This is a genomic window from Nocardia africana NBRC 100379, from assembly GCF_001612635.1.
Classification (GTDB): Bacteria; Actinomycetota; Actinomycetes; order Mycobacteriales; family Mycobacteriaceae; genus Nocardia; species Nocardia africana.
Genome location: NZ_BDAV01000010.1, coordinates 438859 through 461044, shown reverse-complemented (window position 1 = coordinate 461044; position 22186 = coordinate 438859). Strand labels below are relative to the sequence as shown.

Sequence of the window (22186 nt, the reverse complement as noted above, 5' to 3'; positions counted from 1 at the left end):
TGGACACCGCGCCGATCACCGATGCCGAGCGCCGAGCGCCGCTGCGCCCGGACAACACCGCCTACGTCATCTACACCTCCGGTTCCACCGGCCGGCCCAAGGGCGTGCAGGTGCCGCACGCCAATGTGATTCGGCTGCTGGACAATACCCGCGCGCAATTCGCCTTCGACCGCTCCGATGTATGGACGCTGTTCCACTCCTATGCCTTCGACTTCTCGGTGTGGGAGCTGTGGGGTGCGCTGCTGCACGGCGGCCGGATCGTCGTCGTCGACTACTTCACCTCCCGGTCGCCACAGCAGTTCCGGGAGCTGCTGATCGACGAGGGCGTGACGGTCCTCAACCAGACTCCGTCGGCGTTCTACCAGCTGATGAGCGCGGATCTGGCCGACGCTCCGGCCGACTACCGGCTGCGCTGTGTGATCTTCGGCGGCGAAGCGCTGGAACCGGCGCGGCTGCGGGACTGGTTCGCGCGGTATCCGCACGCACCGCGACTGATCAACATGTACGGCATCACCGAGACCACGGTGCACGTGTCGTTCCGGCCGATCGACGCGCGCACCGGCGCGGCCGGCGTGATCGGCGGCGCGTTGCCCGGCCTGATTGTGCGACTGCTGGATTCGCGGCTGCGGCCGGTGCCGGTGGGGGTGCCGGGTGAGATCTACGTCTCCGGTGGACAGCTCGCCCGCGGATATCTGCGGCGGCCGGGCCTGACCGCCGGGCGATTCGTGGCCGACCCCTACGGGACGGCGGGTTCGCTCGCCTACCGCTCCGGCGACCTGGCGCGGTGGACGGCGACCGGTGACCTCGAATATCTGGGGCGCGCCGACCACCAGGTGAACCTGCGCGGCTTCCGGGTGGAACTCGGCGAGATCGAGGCCGCGCTCCTGGCCGTGGAATCGGTGACACAGGCCGCGGTCGTGGTCCGCGCGGACGACGGAGCCGAAGCCCGGATCGTCGGATATGTGGTCGGAGCCGGCATCGACGGGCCGTCGGTGCGCCGCGGGGCCGCCGAGCGGTTGCCCGAGCACATGGTTCCCGCCGCCGTGGTCGCGGTGGACCGAATTCCGTTGACCGTCAACGGCAAACTCGACATCCGCGCCCTTCCGGCGCCGGTGTTCGAGACGGTCGGTTATCGTCGGCCGGCGACCGCGGCCGAGCAGATCGTGGCCGATGTGTTCGCCGAGGTGCTCGGCGATATCGGCGACGAGCGCGCGGTGGGCGCCGACGACGACTTCTTCGCCCTCGGCGGCAGCTCGCTGTCGGCGGCCAAGGCCGTCGCCCGCATCGGCGCGGCGTTCGGCGTGAGCGTCCCGGTGCGCACGCTGTTCGAGAATCCGCGGGTCGCCGACCTCGCCGTGGCGGCGCTGTCCGGCGGTGACCGGCCCGCCCTGGTCGCGGGTGCGCGTCCGGCCCGGCTGCCGCTCTCGCCGGCGCAGCAGCGGATGTGGTTCCTCAACCGGTTCGACCGCACCTCGGCCGCCTACAACATCCCGCTGGCGCTGCGCCTGTCCGGCGATCTGGACCGGCAGGCCCTCGGCGCGGCACTGCGCGATGTCGTGGCACGGCACGAATCGCTGCGTACCGTCTACCCCGAGATCGGCGGTGAACCGGCGCAGGTGATCCTGCCGGCCGAGCGGGTCCACCTCGACACGACGGCCGAGCCGATCACCGAAGACACACTGCCGCAACGGTTCCGGGAGTTGTTCGGCACCGGCTTCGACGTCACCGCCGACGTGCCCGTGCGGGTGCGGGTATTCGAACTCGCCCCGGGCGATCATGTGCTGGCGGCCGTGCTGCATCACATCTGCGCCGACGGATCCTCGATCGTGCCGTTCGTCGCCGATCTGATGCGCGCCTACGAGACCCGGGTCCGGTCCGGCCGGCCCGACTGGTCGCCGCTGCCGGTGCAGTACGCCGACTACGCACTGTGGCAGAAGCGCCTGCTGGGCGCCGAGGACGACGCCGAATCGGTGGCCGCCCGGCAGATCGAGTTCTGGCGCGAGACGCTGGCCGGCCTGCCGGATCAGCTCGACCTGCCGACCGACCGGCCCCGGCCGGCCCGCCAGAGCCTGCACGGCCGCCGCGTCGCATTCGCCGTCGACGCCGAATTGCACCGCCGGCTGGCCGGAGTGGGCCGCACTGCCGGCGCCACGGTGTTCATGGTCGTGCACGCGGCGTTCGCGGCGGTGCTGGCCCGGCTCTGCGACACCGGCGACATCGCGGTCGGCACGCCCGTCGCCGGGCGCAACGACGCCGCGCTGGACGAGGTCATCGGCATGTTCGTCAATACCGTGGTGCTGCGGACCGCGGTCGACGTGGACGCGCGCTTCGACACGCTGCTCGACACCGTGCGCGCCGCCGATATCGCCGCCCTCTCGCATACCGATGTGCCGTTCGAACGCCTTGTCGAGGTATTGAATCCGCGCCGCTCGACCGCCCGGCATCCGCTGGTGCAGGTGGGCCTGTCGTTCCAGAACCACGATCGCGCCACCCTGCGACTACCGGGCCTGACCGTCACCGAGGTCGAATCCGACAGCGAGATCGCGCAATTCGATCTGCACCTGTTCGCCGTCGACCACCACACCGAGACCGGGGCCCCGGCCGGCATCGAGCTGGCGCTCGGCTATGCGACCGATCTGTTCACCGCGGAGACCGCCGAGCGAATCGCCGCGCAGGTGAACCGCGTCCTGCACGCGGTGGCCGCCGCACCCGCGACCCGGATCCGCGATCTGGATCTGCTCGGTGCGCAGCAGTACCGGTTCGTGATCGAGGACTGCAACCGGACCGCGCGGGAGATTCCCGAGGCGACGCTGGTGGATCTGGTCGACGCCCGGGTCGCCGCGAACCCCGCGGCGGTGGCGCTGATCGACACGGCCGGCAGCCAACTGAGCTATCGCGAATTCGACGCCCGGGTCAACCGGCTGGCCCGTCACCTCATCGGACTCGGCGTGCGCCCGGAGACGAATGTGGTACTGGCGCTGCGCCGTTCGGTCGATCTGGTGGTCGCCATGTTCGCGGTGGCCAAGGCCGGCGGCGCCTATGTGCCGATCGATCCCGACCATCCGGCCGACCGGATCGCGCAGATCGTCGAGACCGCGCGGCCGGTGTGCGTCCTGGGCAGCGGTGCGGTGCCGGGTGTGGGTGACGCCATCGCGATGGTGGATCCCGGTGCGGAACTGCCGGACCATCCGGCGACGCCGATCACCGCCGCCGATCGGCTCGCGCCGCTGCGGCCGTCGAATACCGCGTACGTCGTGTTCACCTCCGGCTCCACCGGACGCCCCAAGGGCGTGGCGGTCTCGCACGGTGCGATCGTCAACCAATTGCACTGGCTGCGTGCCGAATTCGGTATCGACAGCGCCGATCGAACGCTGCTCAAGACGCCCGCGACCTTCGACCTGTCGGTGTGGGAGTTCTGGGCGCTGCTGGTCAGCGGCGGGTCGCTGGTGATCAGCGAGCCGGGCAGCGAACGCGACCCCGACCACCTGCGCGAGCTCATGCATCGGCACCGGGTGAGCATGCTGTTCACCGTGCCCTCGCTGCTGGGCATGCTGCTGGCCGACGAGACCGCCCTGCCACCGACGCTGCGGGCCGTCCTCGCGATCGGCGAGGCGCTGCCGCAGTCGACGGCGCGGCAGTTCGGAATCTGCAGCGACGCAACGCTGTTCAATCTCTACGGCCCCACCGAAACGGCCGTCTCGATCACCTCGTATCGGGTCGGCGCCGATCCGGAGCCGGTGGTGCCGATCGGCGCGCCGGTGTGGAACAGCCGGGCCTATGTGCTCGATCGGCGGCTGCGGCCGGTCCCGCCCGGTGTGCCGGGCGAGCTGTATCTGGCCGGTGATCAGCTGGCCCGCGGCTATGCGCGACAACCGGCGCTCACCGCGGCACGCTTCGTCGCCGATCCGTTCCACGGTGGCCGCATGTACCGCACGGGCGATATCGTGCGCCGCCGGGCCGACGGGCTGCTCGAGTATCTGGAGCGGGCCGATTTCCAGGTCAAGATCGGCGGTTTCCGGATCGAACTCGGCGACGTGGAGGCGGCCCTGCTGCGCCGGCCCGGCGTCGAGGCCGCGGTCGCGGTGGCCCGCACCGACGGCAGTGCGGGACCGCGCCTGATCGCCTATGCGGCGGTGCCCGACGCCGATGTCGACGCGGCCACGCTGCGCGCCGCGCTCGGCAGTGAACTGCCGACGTACATGGTGCCGGCGGCCGTGGTGGTGCTGGACGCGCTCCCGCTCAACGCCAACGGCAAGGTCGACCGCGACCGGCTGCCCGCCCCGGTGCTGTCCGAGGCCGCATTCCGGGCACCCGACACCGAGACCGAACGCCTGGTGGCGGCGGAATTCGCCGATATCGTCGGGCCGGCCGCCGGCGATGACGCGCGGATCGGCGCCGACACCGACTTCTTCGATCTCGGCGGCAACTCGCTCGCGGCCGCCCGGCTGGCCGCGCGCCTGGGTGCGGCCTCGGGTGTGCGGGTGCCGGTCGCCGCGGTCTTCACCGCGCCGACCGTCGCGGCACTGGCCGCCTGGATCGATGCGGCCGAGCGCGATGTCCGCCCGCCACTGCGGCCCCGGACCAGCGGCGCGGCGGTGCCGCTGTCGCTCGCCCAGCAGCGGATGTGGGTGCTGAACCGGCTCGCCCCGGATTCGGCGGCCTATCACGTGCCGGTCGCTCTGCGCCTGACCGGGGCGCTCGAACTCGACGCCCTGCGGGCCGCGCTCGCGGATCTGGTTCAGCGGCACGACATTCTGCGCACCCGGTACCCGGAAATGCGCACCACCTCGACCGAACCGGAACCGGTGCAGGAGGTGCTGCCCGCCGCGCCGGTCGACCTCGAGCCGATGCCGGTGCGACGCGACGAGCTGGACGAGCGGATCGCCGAGATCGTGGCCGTCGGCTTCGACGTCACGGCCGCCCCGCCGGTGCGGGTGCGTCTGCTGCGGGTGGCCGAGGACGAGCACGTCCTCGTCGTGGTGGTCCACCACATCAGTGCCGACGGCTATTCGATGGCGCCGCTGACCCGCGACCTGATCGCGGCCTACACCAGCAGGCTGGCCGGAACCGCGCCCCAGTGGAGTCCGCTGCCGGTCCAGTACGCCGACTACAGCGAATGGATGCGGACCGTCCTGGGTGCCGACACCGACCCGGGCAGCGTGCTGTCCGAACAGCTCGGCTACTGGCGCGAGCGGCTGGCCGGCGCGCCCGAGCAGCTGGCGCTGCCCACCGACCGTCCGCGTCCCGCCCGTCGCGAGATGCGCGGTGCGACGGTAGATTTCGCTTTCGATCAGCCGCTGATCGCACAGCTGGCCGGGGTCGCGCGAGCACACGGTACGACGCTGTTCTCCACGGTGCACGCCGCCTTCGCGGTGCTGCTGGCGAAGCTGTCCGGACAGTCCGACATCGTCGTCGGCGCACCGGTGGCGGGCCGTGGGGAGCGGGAACTCGACGATCTGGTCGGCATGTTCGTCAACACCGTGGCGTTGCGCACCGAGATCGACGCCCGGACGAGCTTCGCCGACCTGCTGCGGAGTGTGCGGGAGGCCGACCTGGCGGCGCTCGGCCGCACCGAGGTGCCGTTCGAACGGGTGGTGGAGGCGCTGGGCCGCACCCGCACCAGCGCGTATACGCCGATCTTCCAGGTGCTGTTCACCTTCCAGAACCTGCCGGCCACGGCGGTCACGCTGCCGGGTCTGCGGGTCGAGACGCTCGAACCGGCACTGCCGGAGGCGAAATTCGACCTGCAGCTGACCGCGCTGGAGGAATTCGGCGCGGACGGTGCGCTGCAGCGGCTGCGGATGCAATTCTGCTATCCCACCGACATCTTCGACGAGCGCACGGTGCGATTGTTCGCCGAACGACTCCAGCTGATCGTGCGGGCGGTGGCGGCGGATCCGTCGATCACCGTGCGCGCGATCGACATTCGCACCGCCGAGGAACGCGACCGCCGCACCGGCCGCGCGGCATCCACCCGGCTGCCCGGCGATCTGGTCGATCTCATCGCCGCCGCAGCCGGAACCGCGCCGGATTCGCTGGCCGTCGAATTCGGCGGCCGCGGAATCGGATTCGCGGAACTACACCGCAAGCTGGTCACCGTCGGCCGGGCCATGGGCGCGAGCGCCACTCCCGACGCGCTGATCAATGTGGCGCTGGCCGGACTGCTGCCGGGCGTTCTCGCCGTCGGCGCCGGCGGACTCACCACCATGCTCGAGGCCCTGCAGCTGCGCGCACAGGGCGTGCTCACCACGGAAGGAACCCACTGATGACGCATGCAGAGTCGGTTACACCCGTCCGGTCCACCGAGCACCCCGCGCTGCGCGGCGCCTACGGCATCGCGGATCTGCCGTATCTGATCGAGGTCGTCGCCGAGCTGGAACCGCAGCGCGTCGCGGTCCGGCACGAGGACGCCGCGATCACCTATGCCGAGTTGAGCGCGGAGCTGTCCACGCTGGCCGAGGCGATGGGTGATGCGCTGACCCCCGATGCGCTCGTGCAGGTGGTCGTGTCGGGCCGGCTGCCGGAACTGCTGGAATCGGGGGAGGGCGCGCTGGCGGCCGCCGTCTCCGATCTGCTCGACGACGCGCTCACCGCGGCCGCGGATGTGCTCGACCCCGGCCTGGCTCCGGCCGACACGCTCGCCACACTGTTCGCCGAGCAGGTGCGGCGCACGCCCGGTCTGGTCGCGGTGGAATTCGACGGCCGGACCCTGACCTACGCCGAACTCGACGCCCGAGCGAACGCACTGGCATGGCAGCTCGTCCGGCTCGGCGTGGGCCCGGATACGCGGGTGGGCGTGTCCATGCACCGCTCGCTGGAACTGGTGATCGGCATGTACGCCATCCACAAGGCCGGCGGCGCCTATGTGCCGATCGACCCGGAGCATCCGGCCGATCGCATCGCCTACGTGCTGGAGATCGCCGCGCCCGTCGTGGTTCTCACCCACGCCGCGAGTCCGTCGTTCGACGGTGTGCCCGTGCTGCGGGTGGACGAATTCGACTGGGAGACCGGTGAGCCGGCGTCGGTGCTGGAGGCCGAGGAGGTGGTGCCGGCTCGTCCGGACAACATCGCCTACGTCATCTTCACCTCGGGTTCGACCGGCCGGCCCAAGGGCGTCGCGGTCTCGCACCGCGCCATCGTGGCGAATCTGCGCTGGCGGCAGCGGTGCTACCGCATGCACGCCGCGGATGTGGTGCTGCAGAAGACGCCGTTCACCTTCGACGTGTCGGTGTGGGAGTTCTTCTGGCCCTTGCAGGTCGGTGCCCGCCTGGTGCTCGCGGCGCCGGACGGCCATCGCGATCCGGCGTATCTGATCCGGACCATCGCCGCCAAGCACGTCACCATCGCGCATTTCGTGCCGTCCATGCTGGCGGTGTTCGCCGCCGCGGTGGCGGATGCGCAGGCGATGAGCGATATCGATTCGCTGCGTGCGGTATTCGCCTCCGGCGAGGCGCTGCCCGCCGCGACCGGTGCCGCCTTCCGCGATGTGAGCGGGGCGAGCCTGCACAATCTGTACGGGCCGACCGAGGCCGCGGTGGACGTGACCGCCCACGAGGTGACCGCGGCCGATACGGTCTCGGTTCCGATCGGCGCGGCGGCCGACGACACCGATCTGCACGTCCTGGACGACAACCTGCAACCCGTCCCGGACGGTGTGGTGGGCGAACTGTATCTGTCCGGTGTGCAACTGGCCCGCGGCTACCTCGGCCGCGCGGCGCTGACCGCCGAGAGGTTCGTCGCCAATCCGCACGGCGCGCCCGGTGATCGGATGTACCGCACCGGCGACCTGGTGCGCTGGAACAGCGGCATCGACGGCGGCCCGCGCGAACTGGAATATCTGGGCCGCAGCGATTTCCAGGTGAAGCTGCGCGGTCTGCGGATCGAACTGGGAGAGGTCGAGGCGGCGCTGCTGGCGCACGAATCCGTCGCACAGGCCGCGGTGGTGCTGTACCGGCACAGCGCCGGCGACCACCTGATCGGCTACGTCGTGGCGGCCGGCGGGTGCGAACTCGATTCCGGCTCGATTCTCGGCGACGCCGCGGGGCGGCTGCCGGAATACATGGTGCCGTCGCTGCTCGTCGCCATGGACCGCATGCCGGTCAACGCCAACGGCAAGTTGGACCGCAAGGCGCTGCCGGAGCCCGAATTCGGCAGCACCGCAGGCGAATTCCGCGCGCCGGAGACGGCGGGTGAGCAGGCGGTGGCGGAGATCTTCGCCGACCTGCTCGGCATCGACACCGTGGGCGCCGACGACGACTTCTTCGCCCGCGGTGGCAATTCGCTGCTGGCCACCCGCGCGATCGCGCGCATCTCGGCCGCTCTCGACATCGCGGTCGATGTGCGGGACTTCTTCGATCGCCCCACCCCGGCCGGACTCGCCGCCCTGGCCACCCCTGCCCGCGTGCGGCCGCCCCTGGTCGCCGGCCCGCGCCCGGAGACGGTCCCGCTGTCGGCGGCGCAGCGCCGCATGTGGTTCCTGAACCGCCTGGCCAACAGCGACGCCACCGGGAACTCCGCGGCCGCGGTGGACAACATTCCGGTCGCCCTGCGCCTGCGGGGCCGGCTCGACACCGCGGCATTGCGTGCGGCCGTCGCCGATGTGACCGCGCGCCACGAGGTGCTGCGCACGGTGTACCCGCAGACCGCCGCGGGCGCCGTGCAGGTCGTCCGGCCCGTCGCCGAGCCGGAGCTGGCGCCGGTCGAGGTCGCCGAGGCCGATCTGGTCGCCGCGGTGCGCGAGGCCGCCGCCACCGGTTTCGACGTCGCCGCCGAGATTCCGGTGCGGGTCCGATTGCTGCGTACGGGCGCCGACGATCACACCCTGGTGCTGGTGGTCCACCACATCGCGGCCGACGGCGTATCGATGGGGCCGCTGCTGCGCGACCTGATCCAGGCCTACACCGCGCGCAGCCGCGGCACCGCTCCCGGCTGGACGCCGCTGCCGCTGCACTATGCCGACTACACGCTGTGGCAGCGGCGAGTGCTCGGCGACGACACCGATCCGGACTCCGAGGCGGCCCGCCAGCTCGCCTTCTGGCAGCGCGAATTGGCCGATCTGCCCGCGCAATTGGATCTGCCCGCGGATCGGCCGCGCCCGGCCGCCGCCTCGTATCGGGGCGCGACCGTCGAGTTCGCCATCGACGCCGGCCTGCGCGCCGCGATCGACGAACTGGCCGATCAGCTGCGCGCCACGCCGTTCATGGTGCTGCACGCGACGCTGTCGCTGCTGCTCGCCCGGTTGTCCGGGACGAGCGATATCGCGATCGGCACACCCGTCGCGGGCCGCGGCGAGCGCGCACTCGACGATCTGGTCGGCATGTTCGTCAACACGCTCGTCCTTCGCACCAGGGTGGCGGGCGACGCCGATTTCGCCGAACTGGTCCGCCGCACCCGCGCCGTCGACCTCGACGCCTTCGCCCATGCCGAGATTCCGTTCGAACGCCTGGTGGAGGTGCTGAACCCGGCGCGGTCGCAGGCGCGGCATCCGCTGTTCCAGGTCGGCCTGTTCATGCAGAACATCGGAGTCGGGGCGCCGGAACTGCCGGGCCTCGAGACCGAGCTCGTGGATTTCGATCCCGGCTTCGCGAAGTTCGACCTGCAGCTCACCATCTCCGCACCGCCCGCCGCCGACGGCGGATACCGCGCCGAATTCACCTATGCCACCGACCTTTTCGACGCCCCCACGGTCGAGGAATTCGCCGCCAAGTTCCTGCGTCTGCTCGGCGGCGCCACCGCCCACCCGCACCTGCCGGTCGGCGATCTGGAACTGCTCGACGCCGGCGAACTGGACTATGTGACCTCCAGCTGGAATGCCAGCGGCCACAAGGTGTTCGACCACTTCCTGCACGAGGGATTCGACCGGCAGTCGCGCCGCACGCCGAACAACCGCGCGCTCGTCTTCGAGGGCGCCGAACTGACCTACGGTGAGATGTCGGACCGGGTGAACCGCCTCGCCCGCAAGCTGATCGAATCCGGTGTCGGACCGGAGACGCTGGTCGTGCTGGCCATGCCGAGGTCGATCGAACTGGTGCTCGGCATGTACGCGGTGCTGCACGCGGGCGGCGCCTACGTCCCGGTCGACCCGTCCCATCCGATCGAGCGCATCGGCCACATCCTCGCCACCGCGCGGCCGCATACGGTGCTGACCACGCGGGCCGCCGGCTTCGAGCTGCCGCCGACGGCCTCCGATACGGCGGTGGTTCACCTCGACGAACTGGACCTCGCCGATTACTCCGCCGCCGCGATCGGCGACCGGGAGCGCCGCGGCACGCTGCATCCGGACCACCCGGCCTATGTGCTGTTCACCTCCGGCTCGACCGGACGGCCCAAAGGGGTCGCGGTCAGCCATCGCGCCATCGCCAATCAGCTCGAGTGGATGCACGCCGAGTACGGGGTGCGCGCCGCCGACATCTACCTGCAGAAGACCGCGACCACCTTCGACGTCTCGCTGTGGGGCTATTTCCTTCCGCTGCGCGCCGGCGCCACCCTGATCCTGGCCGCCCCCGACGGCCACCGCGACGCCCGCTACCTCGCCGAAACCATTGCCGCGCAGCGGGTCACGCTGACCGACTTCGTGCCGTCGATGCTCACCGTCTTCCTCAACCACGCCGAGGCGGACGAACTGACCACCCTGCGGGCTGCCTTCGTCGTCGGGGAGGCGCTGCCCGCGGAAACCGCGGCGCTGTTCGCCGAGAAGTGCGACGGCGCCCTGCACAATCTGTACGGCCCGACCGAGGCGGCGGTCTCGATCACCTGCCACGAGGTCACCCCCGACGACGTGCGCAGCGTGCCGATCGGTGAGCCGGAATGGAATTCGCAGGTCTTCGTGCTGGACGCCCGGTTGCATCCGGCGCCGATCGGGGTGCCGGGGGAGTTGTACCTGGCCGGTGCCCAGCTCGCGCGTGGGTACTGCGGACGCGCCGATCTGACCGCGGACCGGTTCGTCGCCAACCCCTTCGCTGTGTCCAACAGGGGCACTCCCGAGGGCCCTGCGGGGTCACGCTCCGCTACCGCCTCCGGGCCCGCCGGTCGTGCCCCGGCCGGCGGCGAACGGATGTATCGCACCGGTGATCTGGTGCGCTGGACCCCCGAGGGCGAGCTCGACTATCTGGGCCGCATCGACTTCCAGGTGAAGTTCCGCGGCCAGCGCATCGAACTGCCCGAGATCGAAACCGCCCTGCTGGCCGCGCCGGGTGTCGGCCAGGCCGCGGTGCGCCTGATCACCGGCGAGAGTGGTGACTACCTCGCCGGATACGTGATCCGCACGCCGGGCGCCGAACTCGATGTGCAGGCCGTGCGGGAAGGTCTCGGCGCCGTGCTGCCCGCCTACATGATTCCCACCGCCGTCGTCGAACTGACGGAATTCCCGCTCAACAGCAGCGGCAAATTGGATCGCGCGGCGCTACCGCTACCGGTGCTGGCGGCCGCCGAATTCCACGCCCCGCGCACTCCGCTGGAGGAGCGGGTGGCCGCGGTGTTCGCCGATGTGCTCGGGCTGGAGCGGGTCGGCCGTGACGACGACTTCTTCGCCCTCGGCGGCAGTTCGCTCGACGCCACCCAGGTCAGTGCCCGCGTCGGCCGGATCGTGGATGCCCGGGTGCCGGTGCGCACCCTGTTCGAGGCCTCGACCGTCGCCGCGTTCGCGGCCGCCGTCGGCGGTGACGTGGCCGAGCGGGCGCGCCCGGCGCTGGTGAAACAGCGGCGACCGCAGCGCATTCCGCTCTCACCGGCGCAGCAGCGGATGTGGTTCCTCAACCGGTTCGATCCCGAGTCGGGCGTCCACAACATTCCGGTCGCGGTCCGGCTGAGCGGTGCGCTGGACGTCGCGGCGCTGGCCGCCGCCGTCGCGGACGTGGTGGAACGCCACGAGACGCTGCGCACGCGCTATCCCGAATACGAGGACGGCCCCGCCCAGGACGTGCTGCCCGCCGCCGATGTGCGCGTGGACCTGACACCGGTCGGTGTCCCGGCGTCGCAGATCGCGGGCCGGATCGCCGCGCTCACGGCGCAGGGCTTCGATGTCACCGCGGCACCACCACTGCGAATCGCGTTGCTGCGCAGTCTCTTCGACGACGGAAGCGCCGCTCGATCGGAGAGCGCCGAGCCCGAGCACGTCCTCGTCTTCGTCGCGCATCACATCGCGGCCGACGGCTGGTCGATCGCGCCGCTGACCCGTGACCTCATGACCGCCTACGCTCACCGCGCGGCCGGGACCGCACCGCAGTGGGAACCGCTGCCCGTGCAGTACGCGGATTTCAGCATCTGGCAGCACGCGGTGCTGGGTTCGGAGTCGGATCCGGACAGCGTCCTCGGCGCCCAGGCGGCCTACTGGCGGGCGGCGCTCGCCGGGCTCGCCGACGAGCTGAATCTGCCCACCGACCGGCCGCGTCCGATGCGCCCCTCCCACGCCGGCGGCCGGGTGCGATTCGAGATCGGCGGCGATATTCGCGACGGTCTGCGCGAACTCGCGCAGCGGCGCCACGCCACCACCTTCATGGCCGTGCACACCGCGCTGGCGATCTTCCTGGCGCGCATGGCCGGCACCGACGACGTGGCGATCGGCTCGCCGATCGCCGGGCGCGGCGAGCGCGAACTCGATGATCTGATCGGCATGTTCGTCAACACCGTGGTGTTGCGGACCGCGGTCTCCGGCGGCGCGAGTTTCACCGAACTGCTGGACCGCACCCGCGACGCCGACCTGCGTGCCTTCGCGCACGCCGACCTGCCGTTCGAGCGTCTGGTGGAACTGCTCGACCCGGAACGCTCGACCGCGCGGCATCCGCTGTTCCAGGTGGCGCTGGCCTTCGAGAATCTGCCCACCGGTGCGCTGGAGCTGCCGGGACTGCGGGTCGGCACCGTCGATCCGGACGCCGGCACCGCGAAATTCGATCTGGCCCTGAACATCCGCGAGACGGCCGATGGGATGTCCGCCGAATTCGCCTATGCCCGAGACCTTTTCGACCACGTCACGATCGAGGGCTTCGCGAACCGCTTCCTGGGCCTGCTCCGGCAGCTGGTCGCCGACCCCGAGGCCGCGGTCGGTGACATGTCACTGCTCAGCGCCGACGAATACGTCCGGTTGACCCGGGTGCGGCCCGACGAGGTGATGGCCACCGCGCTGCTGCCGGAACTGCTCACGGCCGGACTCGGTCTGGGGCGCGACCGGATCGCGGTGCGCTACGAGGGCCGTTCGATCACCTACGGCGACCTCGACGACTACTCCTCCCGGCTGGCCCGTCGCTTGATCGCGGCCGGCGTCGGCCCGGAACAGCTGGTGGCCGTGGCACTTCCGCGATCCTTCGAGATGGTCGCCGCGGCGATGGCGGTGGCCAAGGCCGGCGGCGCACACGTGCCGGTCGACCCGACCTATCCCGCGGAACGGGTGCGGTACATGGTCACCGACTCGGCGGCGCGGGTCGGCATCACGGTCGCCGCGTACGCCGACGCCCTGCCCGAGGGCGTGCGCTGGCTGGTCCTCGACGCGCCGGCGACGGAGGCCGAACTCGCCGCGCTGCCCGCCGGGCCGGTCGGCGACGCCGAGCGGCTCGCCACGCTGCGGATGTCACATCCGGCGTATGTGATCTACACGTCGGGCTCGACGGGGATGCCCAAGGGTGTCACCGTGACGCACGCGGGCCTGGGCGGACTGGCCCAGTACGCGATCGAGCGGTACGGGTTGCGGCCCGAACACCGCATGCTGCACGTCTGCTCGCCGAGCTTCGACCCCTCGGTCCTGGAATGGATCTGCGCCTTCGCCACCGGCGCGACACTGGTGATCGTGCCGGCGCGCGTCATCGGCGGGCCCGAGCTGGGTGCGCTGCTGCGCACGGAACGGGTGACGCACGCGATCATCACCCCCGCCGTGCTGGGCACCCTGGACGCCGCGGAACAGCCGCAGCTGCAGGTCCTTTCGGTCGGCGGCGATGTGACCACCGACGAGCTGCTGGCGGCCTGGGAACCCGGCCGCCGCTACTTCAACGGCTACGGTCCCACCGAAACCACCATCATCTCCTCGTACGCGCGGCTGAGCGCCGGGCATCCGGTCACCATCGGTACCCCGGTGCACGGCATGTCGGCGCTGGTGCTGGACGCGCGGCTGCGGCCCGTGGCGCCCGGGGTGGCCGGTGAGCTGTACCTGGCGGGCGGTGGCCTGGCGCGGGGATATCGGAACCGCTCGGGAGGCACCGCCGAGCGATTCGTGCCCAACCCCTGGGGTACGCCGGGCAGCCGGATGTATCGCACCGGCGACGTCGTGCGCTGGCGGGCGATCGCGCCGACCGTGCGGCAGACGCAGCCGGAATGGGAGCTGGAGTACGTCGGGCGCTCGGATTTCCAGGTGAAGATCCGCGGCTTCCGGGTCGAACTCGGCGAGATCGACGCGGTGCTCGGCGCCCACCCCGACGTCGATTACGCGACCACCCTGGGCCGCGACCACGACACCCGCGGCACCATGCTGGTGTCCTACGTCCTGCCGAAGCCGGGACGCGCGATCGACCCCGTCGATCTCACCGATTTCGCGGCCCGCCGGTTGCCCTCGCACATGGTGCCCGCCGCACTGGTCGTCCTGGACAAGATTCCGCTGACCCCGGTGGGCAAGCTGGACCGCAAGGCGCTCCCCGAACCGGTGCTGGCGCCCGCGCGGTTCCGGGCGCCGGTCGGCGCCGCCGAGGTGCTGGTCGCGAACACCTTCGCGGCCCTGCTCGGCGTCGAGCAGGTGGGTGCGGACGACGACTTCTTCGCCCTGGGCGGCAACTCGCTCATCGCCACCCAGCTCGCGGCACGCCTGAACAAGGCCACCGGCGGCACGGTGCCGGTGCGCGCGGTCTTCGACGCGCCGACCGTACGGGCGCTGGCGACCCGGATCACGCTGTCGGACAACGGTTCACGCGATGCCGGTCCGACGGCGGTGGTCCCGCGTCCCGAGATCGTCCCGCTGTCGATCGCGCAGCAGCGCATGTGGATGCTCAACCGCCTGGACACCGGCGGCGGCAGCTACAACATCGCGTTCGCGCTGCGGCTCACCGGAAATCTGCACGTCGCCGCGCTGCGCGCCGCGATCGCCGATGTGATCGAGCGGCACGAAACCCTGCGCACCCGCTACCCCGAACGCGACGGGGCGGCGACCCAATTCGTCCTCCCCGCCGCCGTACCGGATCTCGCGGTCACCGATGTCGACGCCGCCGAGGTCGCCGCCATGGCGGAAACCGTGGCGCACAGTCGTTTCGACGTGGCGGACGAGGTTCCGGTGCGGATCCGGCTGTTGCGGGTGCGCCGCGCCCCCGACGCCGATCGCGCCGCCCAGACCCACGTTCTGCTGTTCGTCGTCCATCACATCGCGGCCGACGGCTGGTCCTTCGCCCCCCTGACCAAGGACCTCGCCGTCGCGTACCAGGCCCGTACCGAGGGTGCGGCGCCGCAGTGGTCGCCGCTGCCGATCCAGTACGCCGATTACGCCCTGTGGCAGCAACGCACACTCGGATCGGCCGCCGATCCCCATTCGGAATCCGCTCGGCAGCTGGAATTCTGGCGTACGCAATTGTCCGGGGCGCCGGAGCTGTCGGCGCTGCCGACCGACCGCCCGCGCCCGGCGATCGCCTCCCAGCGCGGCGGCGCGCGCACCGCGCGGCTGAGCGCCGCGTTGCACCAGCGCATTCACGACCTGGCTGCCGCCCATCGGGTGACACCGTTCATGGTGCTACACGCCGCGCTGTCGGTGCTGCTGGCCCGCTTCGGCGGCAGCGACGACATCGTGATCGGCGCCCCGGTCGCCGGGCGCGGTGATCAGGCGCTCGACGATCTGGTCGGCATGTTCGTCAACACCCTGGTGCTGCGCACACCGGTGCACGGCGAGGACAGTCTCGCCGAACATCTGAACCATGTGCGGGCCGTCGACCTCGCGGCCTTCGATCATGCCGCCGTGCCGTTCGAACAGCTCGTCGAAGTCCTCAATCCGGCTCGCTCCCGGGCGTATTCGCCGCTGTATCAGGTGTCGTTGACGCTGCAGAACCAGACCCGCGCGCAGCTGCGGCTCGACGGGCTGGAGATCGCCGCGGTCGAACCGGCGGCGGCGCCGATCCAGGTGGACCAGCACTGGACCGCGAACGAGACCTACGCCGCGGACGGCACGGCGGCGGGCATCGACCTGCATGTGCACTACGCCGCCGACCTGTTCGAGCCGGAGACCGTCGCGGCGCTGCTCGACGGCTTCGAACGCATCGTGGCGGCGATGACGGCCGACGGGAACATCCGGGTCGCCGACGTCGAGCTGATGTCGCCGGCCGAACGCGACCGGCTGATCGGCGGGCACAATGCCACCGGCTACCCGGTCGGCCCGCGCACCCTGCCCGAACTTCTCGCGGCCCGGCCGCAGCGTCCGGCCGCGCAGGCGGTGACCTTCGAGGGCACCAGTCTGTCCTATCGCGAATTCGACCGGCGCGTGCACCGGCTCGCGCGCTATCTGATCGGCCGTGGCGTGGGGCCGGATACCGCTGTGGCCGTGAGCGTTCCGCGGTCGCTGGAGCTGGTGGTCGCCATCCACGCGATCGTCGCGGCCGGGGCCGCGTATGTCCCGCTGGATCCCGACCATCCCGCCGACCGGGTGCGCTACGTGCTCGACACCGCGCGGCCCGACTGCGTGCTGACCACGACCGACGTGCCCGGATTACCGGCCGGTGTGGACGCGGTGCGGCTGGACCGGCTGGAGCTGTCGGGTTATGCCGACGACGCGGTGACCGACGCCGACCGGGTGTCGCCGCTGCGGCCGGAGCATGTGGCGTATGTGATTTTCACGTCGGGTTCGACGGGTCGTCCCAAGGGTGTGGCGGTGAGTCACGGGGCGATCGTGAATCGTCTGGTGTGGATGCAGGCCGAGTACGGGTTGAGCTCGGATGATGTTGTGTTGCAGAAGACTCCGGCGACGTTCGATGTGTCGGTGTGGGAGTTCTTCTGGCCGTTGCAGGTGGGTGCGCGGTTGGTGGTGGCTCGTCCGGATGGGCACCGCGATCCGGCCTACCTCGCCCGGGTGATGGACGAAGAGGCGGTGACCACGGCGCACTTCGTCCCGTCGATGCTGGCCGTCTTCGTCGGCTCGGTCGCGGCGGCACCGGAGTCGTTGCGTCGCGTGTTCACCTCGGGTGAGGCGTTGACGGCGGATACGGCCGCGCGCTGGCGCGAGCTCGGTGGTGCGCCGCTGCACAATTTGTACGGCCCGACCGAGGCCGCGGTCGACGTCACCTTCCACGAGGTGACCGAGGCGGACACCGTGACCGTGCCGATCGGCCGCCCGGTGGCCAATACCCGTGTCTACGTACTCGATTCGACGCTACGCCCGGTGCCCGTCGGGGTCACCGGTGAGCTCTATCTGGCGGGCGATCAGCTCGCGCGCGGGTACGTCGGCCGTCCCGAATCGACCTCCGACCGCTTCGTCGCGGACCCGTTCGCTGTGTCCGACAGGGGCACTCCCGAGGGCCCTGCGGGGTCACGCTCCGCTACCGCCTCCGGGCCCGCCGGTCGTGCCCCGGCCGGAGCCCGGATGTACCGCACCGGCGATCTGGTGCGCTGGAACCGGGCCGGTGAACTGGAATATCTGGGCCGCAACGACTTCCAGGTGAAGCTGCGCGGACTGCGCATCGAACTCGGCGAGATCGAGGCCGCCCTGACCGGCCGGGCCGGCGTCGCCCAGGCGGCCGTGGTGGTGGCCGGAGCGGGCGAGCGGGCCCGGCTGCACGCCTATGTGGTGCCGGCGGCGGACGCGTCCGTCGATTCCGCCGCCGTCCTGGCCGCCGCGGGCCGCGCGCTGCCCGCCTATATGGTCCCGTCCGGTGTCACGGTGCTGGCGCAGCTTCCGGTGAACAGCTCCGGAAAGCTCGACCGCGCCGCACTGCCGGCCGTGGATCCGGGGGAGAAGTCCGTCTACCGCGCCCCGGCCGAAGGCGCCGAGGCCGTGGTCGCCGCCGTGATGGCCGAACTGCTGGGCCTCGACCCGGCCGGCGCCGACCGCTTCGGTGCCGACGACGACTTCTTCGCCGCGGGCGGTAACTCCCTGCTCGCCATGCGTGTGGTCGCCCGGGTCAACGCCGCGCTCGGCTGCGATCTCAACGTCGCCGAGATCTTCGGCGCACCCACCGCCGCTCTGCTCGCCCGCCTCGTCGACGACGCACCCGGCGCGACCATCCCGCCGCTGACCGCCGGGCCGCGTCCGGACCGAATTCCGTTGTCGCTCGCGCAGACCCGCATCTGGCTGCTGAACCGCATCGAGCCGGATTCGGCGATGTACAACATCCCGTTCGCGCTGCGCCTGCGCGGCGATCTGGACGAATTCGCCCTCTCCGAGGCGGTCACCGATGTGCTGGCCCGGCACGAGTCGCTGCGCACGGTCTTCCCCGAGGACGCCGAGGGCCCGCGCCAGGACATTCGCGACGTCGAGGACTGCGCCGCCACGGTGCTCACGCTCCATACCGTGACTGCCGGCGAGGTGGATGGCGAACTCGCCGCCGCGGCGGCGCGCGGATTCGATCTGCGGCACGACATCCCGTTGCGTATCAGCGCTTTCCGGGTCGCGCCCGACGAACACATTCTGCTGGTGGTCGTGCACCACATCGCGGCCGACGGCGTGTCCACCGCGCCGCTGGCCCGCGATCTGATGACCGCCTACGCCGCACGCAAGGTCGCGGCGGCTCCCGACTGGCAGCCGTTGCCGGTGCAGTACGCGGATTTCGCGCTCTGGCAGCACGCGGTCCTGGGACGCGCCGACGATCCCGAATCCCGCCTGGCTCGCCAGATCGACTTCTGGCGCGCCGAGCTGGCCGGCCTGCCCGCCGTCGTCGACCTGCCCGGCGACCGGCCACGGCCGGCGGTGGCGTCGGGTGCGGGCGCGGCGATCGAATTCCGCATTCCGGCCGAGCTGACCGCCGCCGTCGAGACGCTGGCCCGGCGGGCGGGCGTATCGACCTTCATGGTGCTGCACGCGGCCTACGCCACCCTGCTCGCCTCGCTGTCCGGCACGGACGACCTCGCCGTCGGCACACCGGTCGCGGGCCGTTCGGCGCAGGCGCTGGACGATCTGGTCGGCATGTTCGTCAACACGTTGGTGCTGCGCACCCGGATCGGCGTACACGAACGGTTCGGTGAGCTGCTCGGCCAGGTCCGCGACGCCGACGTGCGGGCCTTCGCGCATGCCGACCTGCCGTTCGACCGGCTGGTCGAAGAGGTGAATCCCGAACGCTCCCAGGCCTATGCGCCGATCGTGCAGGTGCTGCTGTCGTTCGAGCAGCGCTCCGCTACCGGCCTGCGGCTGCCCGGGCTGGAGGTGAGCGATTACCCGCTCGCCAACCCCGTGGCGCAATTCGATCTCGCACTGTCGCTGGCCGAGGTCGACGGTGCGCGGGGTCGCGAACTCCAGGCGGTGCTGCGGTATGCCACCGATCTGTTCGACGCGCCGACGGTGACCGCCCTCGGCCGCCGGCTGCTGCGGGTGCTCACCGCGGTGACCGCGGACCCCGACGTCCGCCTCCGCGACATCGACCTGCTGGAACCGTCCGAACGGCGGCAGGTTCTCGACAACTGGAACGCGACCGCGGCCGACATCGACCGCACCGCAACGCTTCCCGTCCTGTTCGACGTGCAGGCCGCGCGCACGCCCAAGGCGCCCGCGCTCACCTACGCGGAGACGACGCTGACCTATGCCGAATTCGGCGCCCGCGTGAACCGGCTCGCCCGTCACCTGATCGCGCGGGGAGTGGGACCCGGATCGCTGGTGGCGCTGCATATGCCCCGTTCGCTGGAACTCGTGGTCGGCATGTACGCGACCGTCGCCGCGGGAGCCGGCTATGTGCCGCTGGACCCCGGCCATCCCGCCGAACGCATCCGGTACGTGCTCGACACCGCGCGGCCGGATTGTGTACTGGCCACGACGGATACGCCGGTGCGCGCGGAGTCGGCGCCACCGGTGCTCGACATCGACCGGCTGGACGTGTCCGGTTATGCCGACGGGCCGCTGACGGATGTGGACCGGCTCGGCAAACTGCGGCCGGAGCATGTGGCGTATGTGATTTTCACGTCGGGTTCGACGGGTCGTCCCAAGGGTGTGGCGGTGAGTCACGGGGCGATCGTGAATCGTCTGGTGTGGATGCAGGCCGAGTACGGGTTGAGCTCGGATGATGTTGTGTTGCAGAAGACTCCGGCGACGTTCGATGTGTCGGTGTGGGAGTTCTTCTGGCCGTTGCAGGTGGGTGCGCGGTTGGTGGTGGCTCGTCCGGATGGGCACCGCGATCCGGCCTACCTCGCCCGGGTGATGGACGAAGAGGCGATCACGACCGCGCACTTCGTGCCCTCGATGCTGTCGGTTTTCGTCGACGCACTGGCCGATGACGCCGCGATGGTTCCCGCGACCCTGCGCCGGGTGTTCACCTCGGGTGAGGCGCTGGCCGCGGATACGGCCGCGCGCTGGCGTGGGCTCGGTGGTGCGCCGCTGCACAATTTGTACGGCCCGACCGAGGCTGCGGTCGACGTCACCTTCCACGAGGTGACCGAGGCGGACACCGTGACCGTGCCGATCGGCCGCCCGGTGGCCAATACCCGTGTCTACGTACTCGATTCGGCACTGCGTCCCGTTCCCGTCGGCGTGGCGGGCGAGTTGTACCTGGCCGGTGCCCAATTGGCCGAGGGGTATATCGCCCGGCCCGACCTGACCGCGGACCGGTTCGTGGCCGATCCGTTCCGCGCCGGCGAACGCATGTACCGCACCGGCGATATCGTGCGCTGGCAGGCCACGGGCGAACTGAACTACGTGGGCCGCGCCGATTTCCAGGTGAAGGTGCGTGGCCTGCGCATCGAACTCGGTGAAATCGAGGCCGCCCTGCGCGAATCCGAGGGCGTCGCGCAGGCCGTGGCCGTCGTGCGCGACGACCGCGACACCGGCGATCGGATCGTCGCCTACGTGGTCGCCGCCTCGGGCAGTGACCTCGATGCCGAGCGGCTGCGCGCCGACTGCGCCCGGCGGCTCCCCGAATACATGGTCCCCGCGATGATCGTGACCCTGGACGCCCTGCCCCTCAACGCGTCGGGCAAACTGGACCGGAAGGCCTTGCCGGAGCCCGGTTTCCGGACGCGCGCCTTCCGTGCTCCCGGTACCCGGGCCGAACTCGCCGTCGCCGCGGTCTACGCGGAACTGCTCGGGCTGGACCGGGTCGGACTCGACGACGATTTCTTCGCCCTCGGCGGCAATTCGCTGACCGCCACCCGCGTCGCCGCCCGGCTGGGCGCCGAACTCGACGCCGAACTGCCGGTGCGCCTGATCTTCGACGCTCCGACAGTCGGCGAATTGGCCGCTCGCGCGGCCGAATTCGCGGGCCGCGGCGCCGCGGTGCCACTGATCGCGCGTCCGCGCCCGGATCTGGTCCCGCTCTCGCCGGCGCAGCAGCGCATGTGGTTCCTCAACCGATTCGACCCCGGGCAGAGTGTGCACAACATTCCCGTCGCGCTGCGCCTCACCGGTGCGCTGGATACGGCGGCCCTGGAATCCGCGCTCGCCGATATCGTCGCGCGGCACGAAACGCTGCGCACCGTGTACCCGGATATCGGCGGCATCGGCTATCAGCAGATTCGGCCCGCCGACCACGTACCGGTGGTGTCGCGGCTGCACGGCGACGACATCGCCGCGGTCATCGGCGCCTTCATCGCCGAACCCTTCGACGTGACCACCGAGGTTCCGCTGCGCGTGGCGCTCATGCCCTCGAGCGCGGAAAGCGTTGCGCCCGACCATATTCTGGTCCTCGTCGTCCACCACATCGCCGCGGACGGCTTCTCGATGGCGCCGCTCGCGCGCGATATCGCCACGGCGTACGCGGCCCGCAGTGCCGGGACCGCCCCGCGGTGGCACGAGCTGGCGATCCAGTACGCCGACTACGCGCTGTGGCAGCGCGAGGTGCTCGGCGCGGAATCCGATCCCGAGTCCCCGGCAGCGCGCCAACTGGACTTCTGGCGCGACCGGTTGCGCGGACTCCCGACCCGGCTGGAACTGCCCACCGACCGGCCGCGCCCGGCGGTTGCCGGTCACGCGGCGGCCACAGTCACCGTCGACCTCGACGCGCGGCTGCGAGCCGGCCTGGACGACCTGGCCGGACGCTACGAGAGCACGCCGTTCATGGTGGTGCACGCCGCGCTCGCGGTACTGCTCGCCCGGATGTCG

At 71.1% G+C, this 22186-nt stretch carries 2 protein-coding genes (both running past the window's edge); both read left to right on the top strand.

What is annotated here, in order from left to right:
* Nucleotides 1–6266 carry the 3' portion of a non-ribosomal peptide synthetase gene (locus tag NA3_RS18780; protein WP_062964901.1) on the top strand. The gene continues 11392 nt to the left of window position 1, outside the view, so only the last 6266 of its 17658 coding nucleotides appear in the window; the start codon falls outside the window, past its left edge; its stop codon occupies nt 6264–6266.
* Nucleotides 6266–22186, top strand: partial view of a non-ribosomal peptide synthetase gene (locus NA3_RS18775; protein ID WP_062964900.1) — the 5' portion only. It continues 15900 nt past the right edge of the window; the window shows 15921 of its 31821 coding nt (coding positions 1–15921); its start codon is at nt 6266–6268; its stop codon lies off the right edge, out of view. The genes NA3_RS18780 and NA3_RS18775 overlap by 1 nt, the downstream gene beginning before the upstream one ends.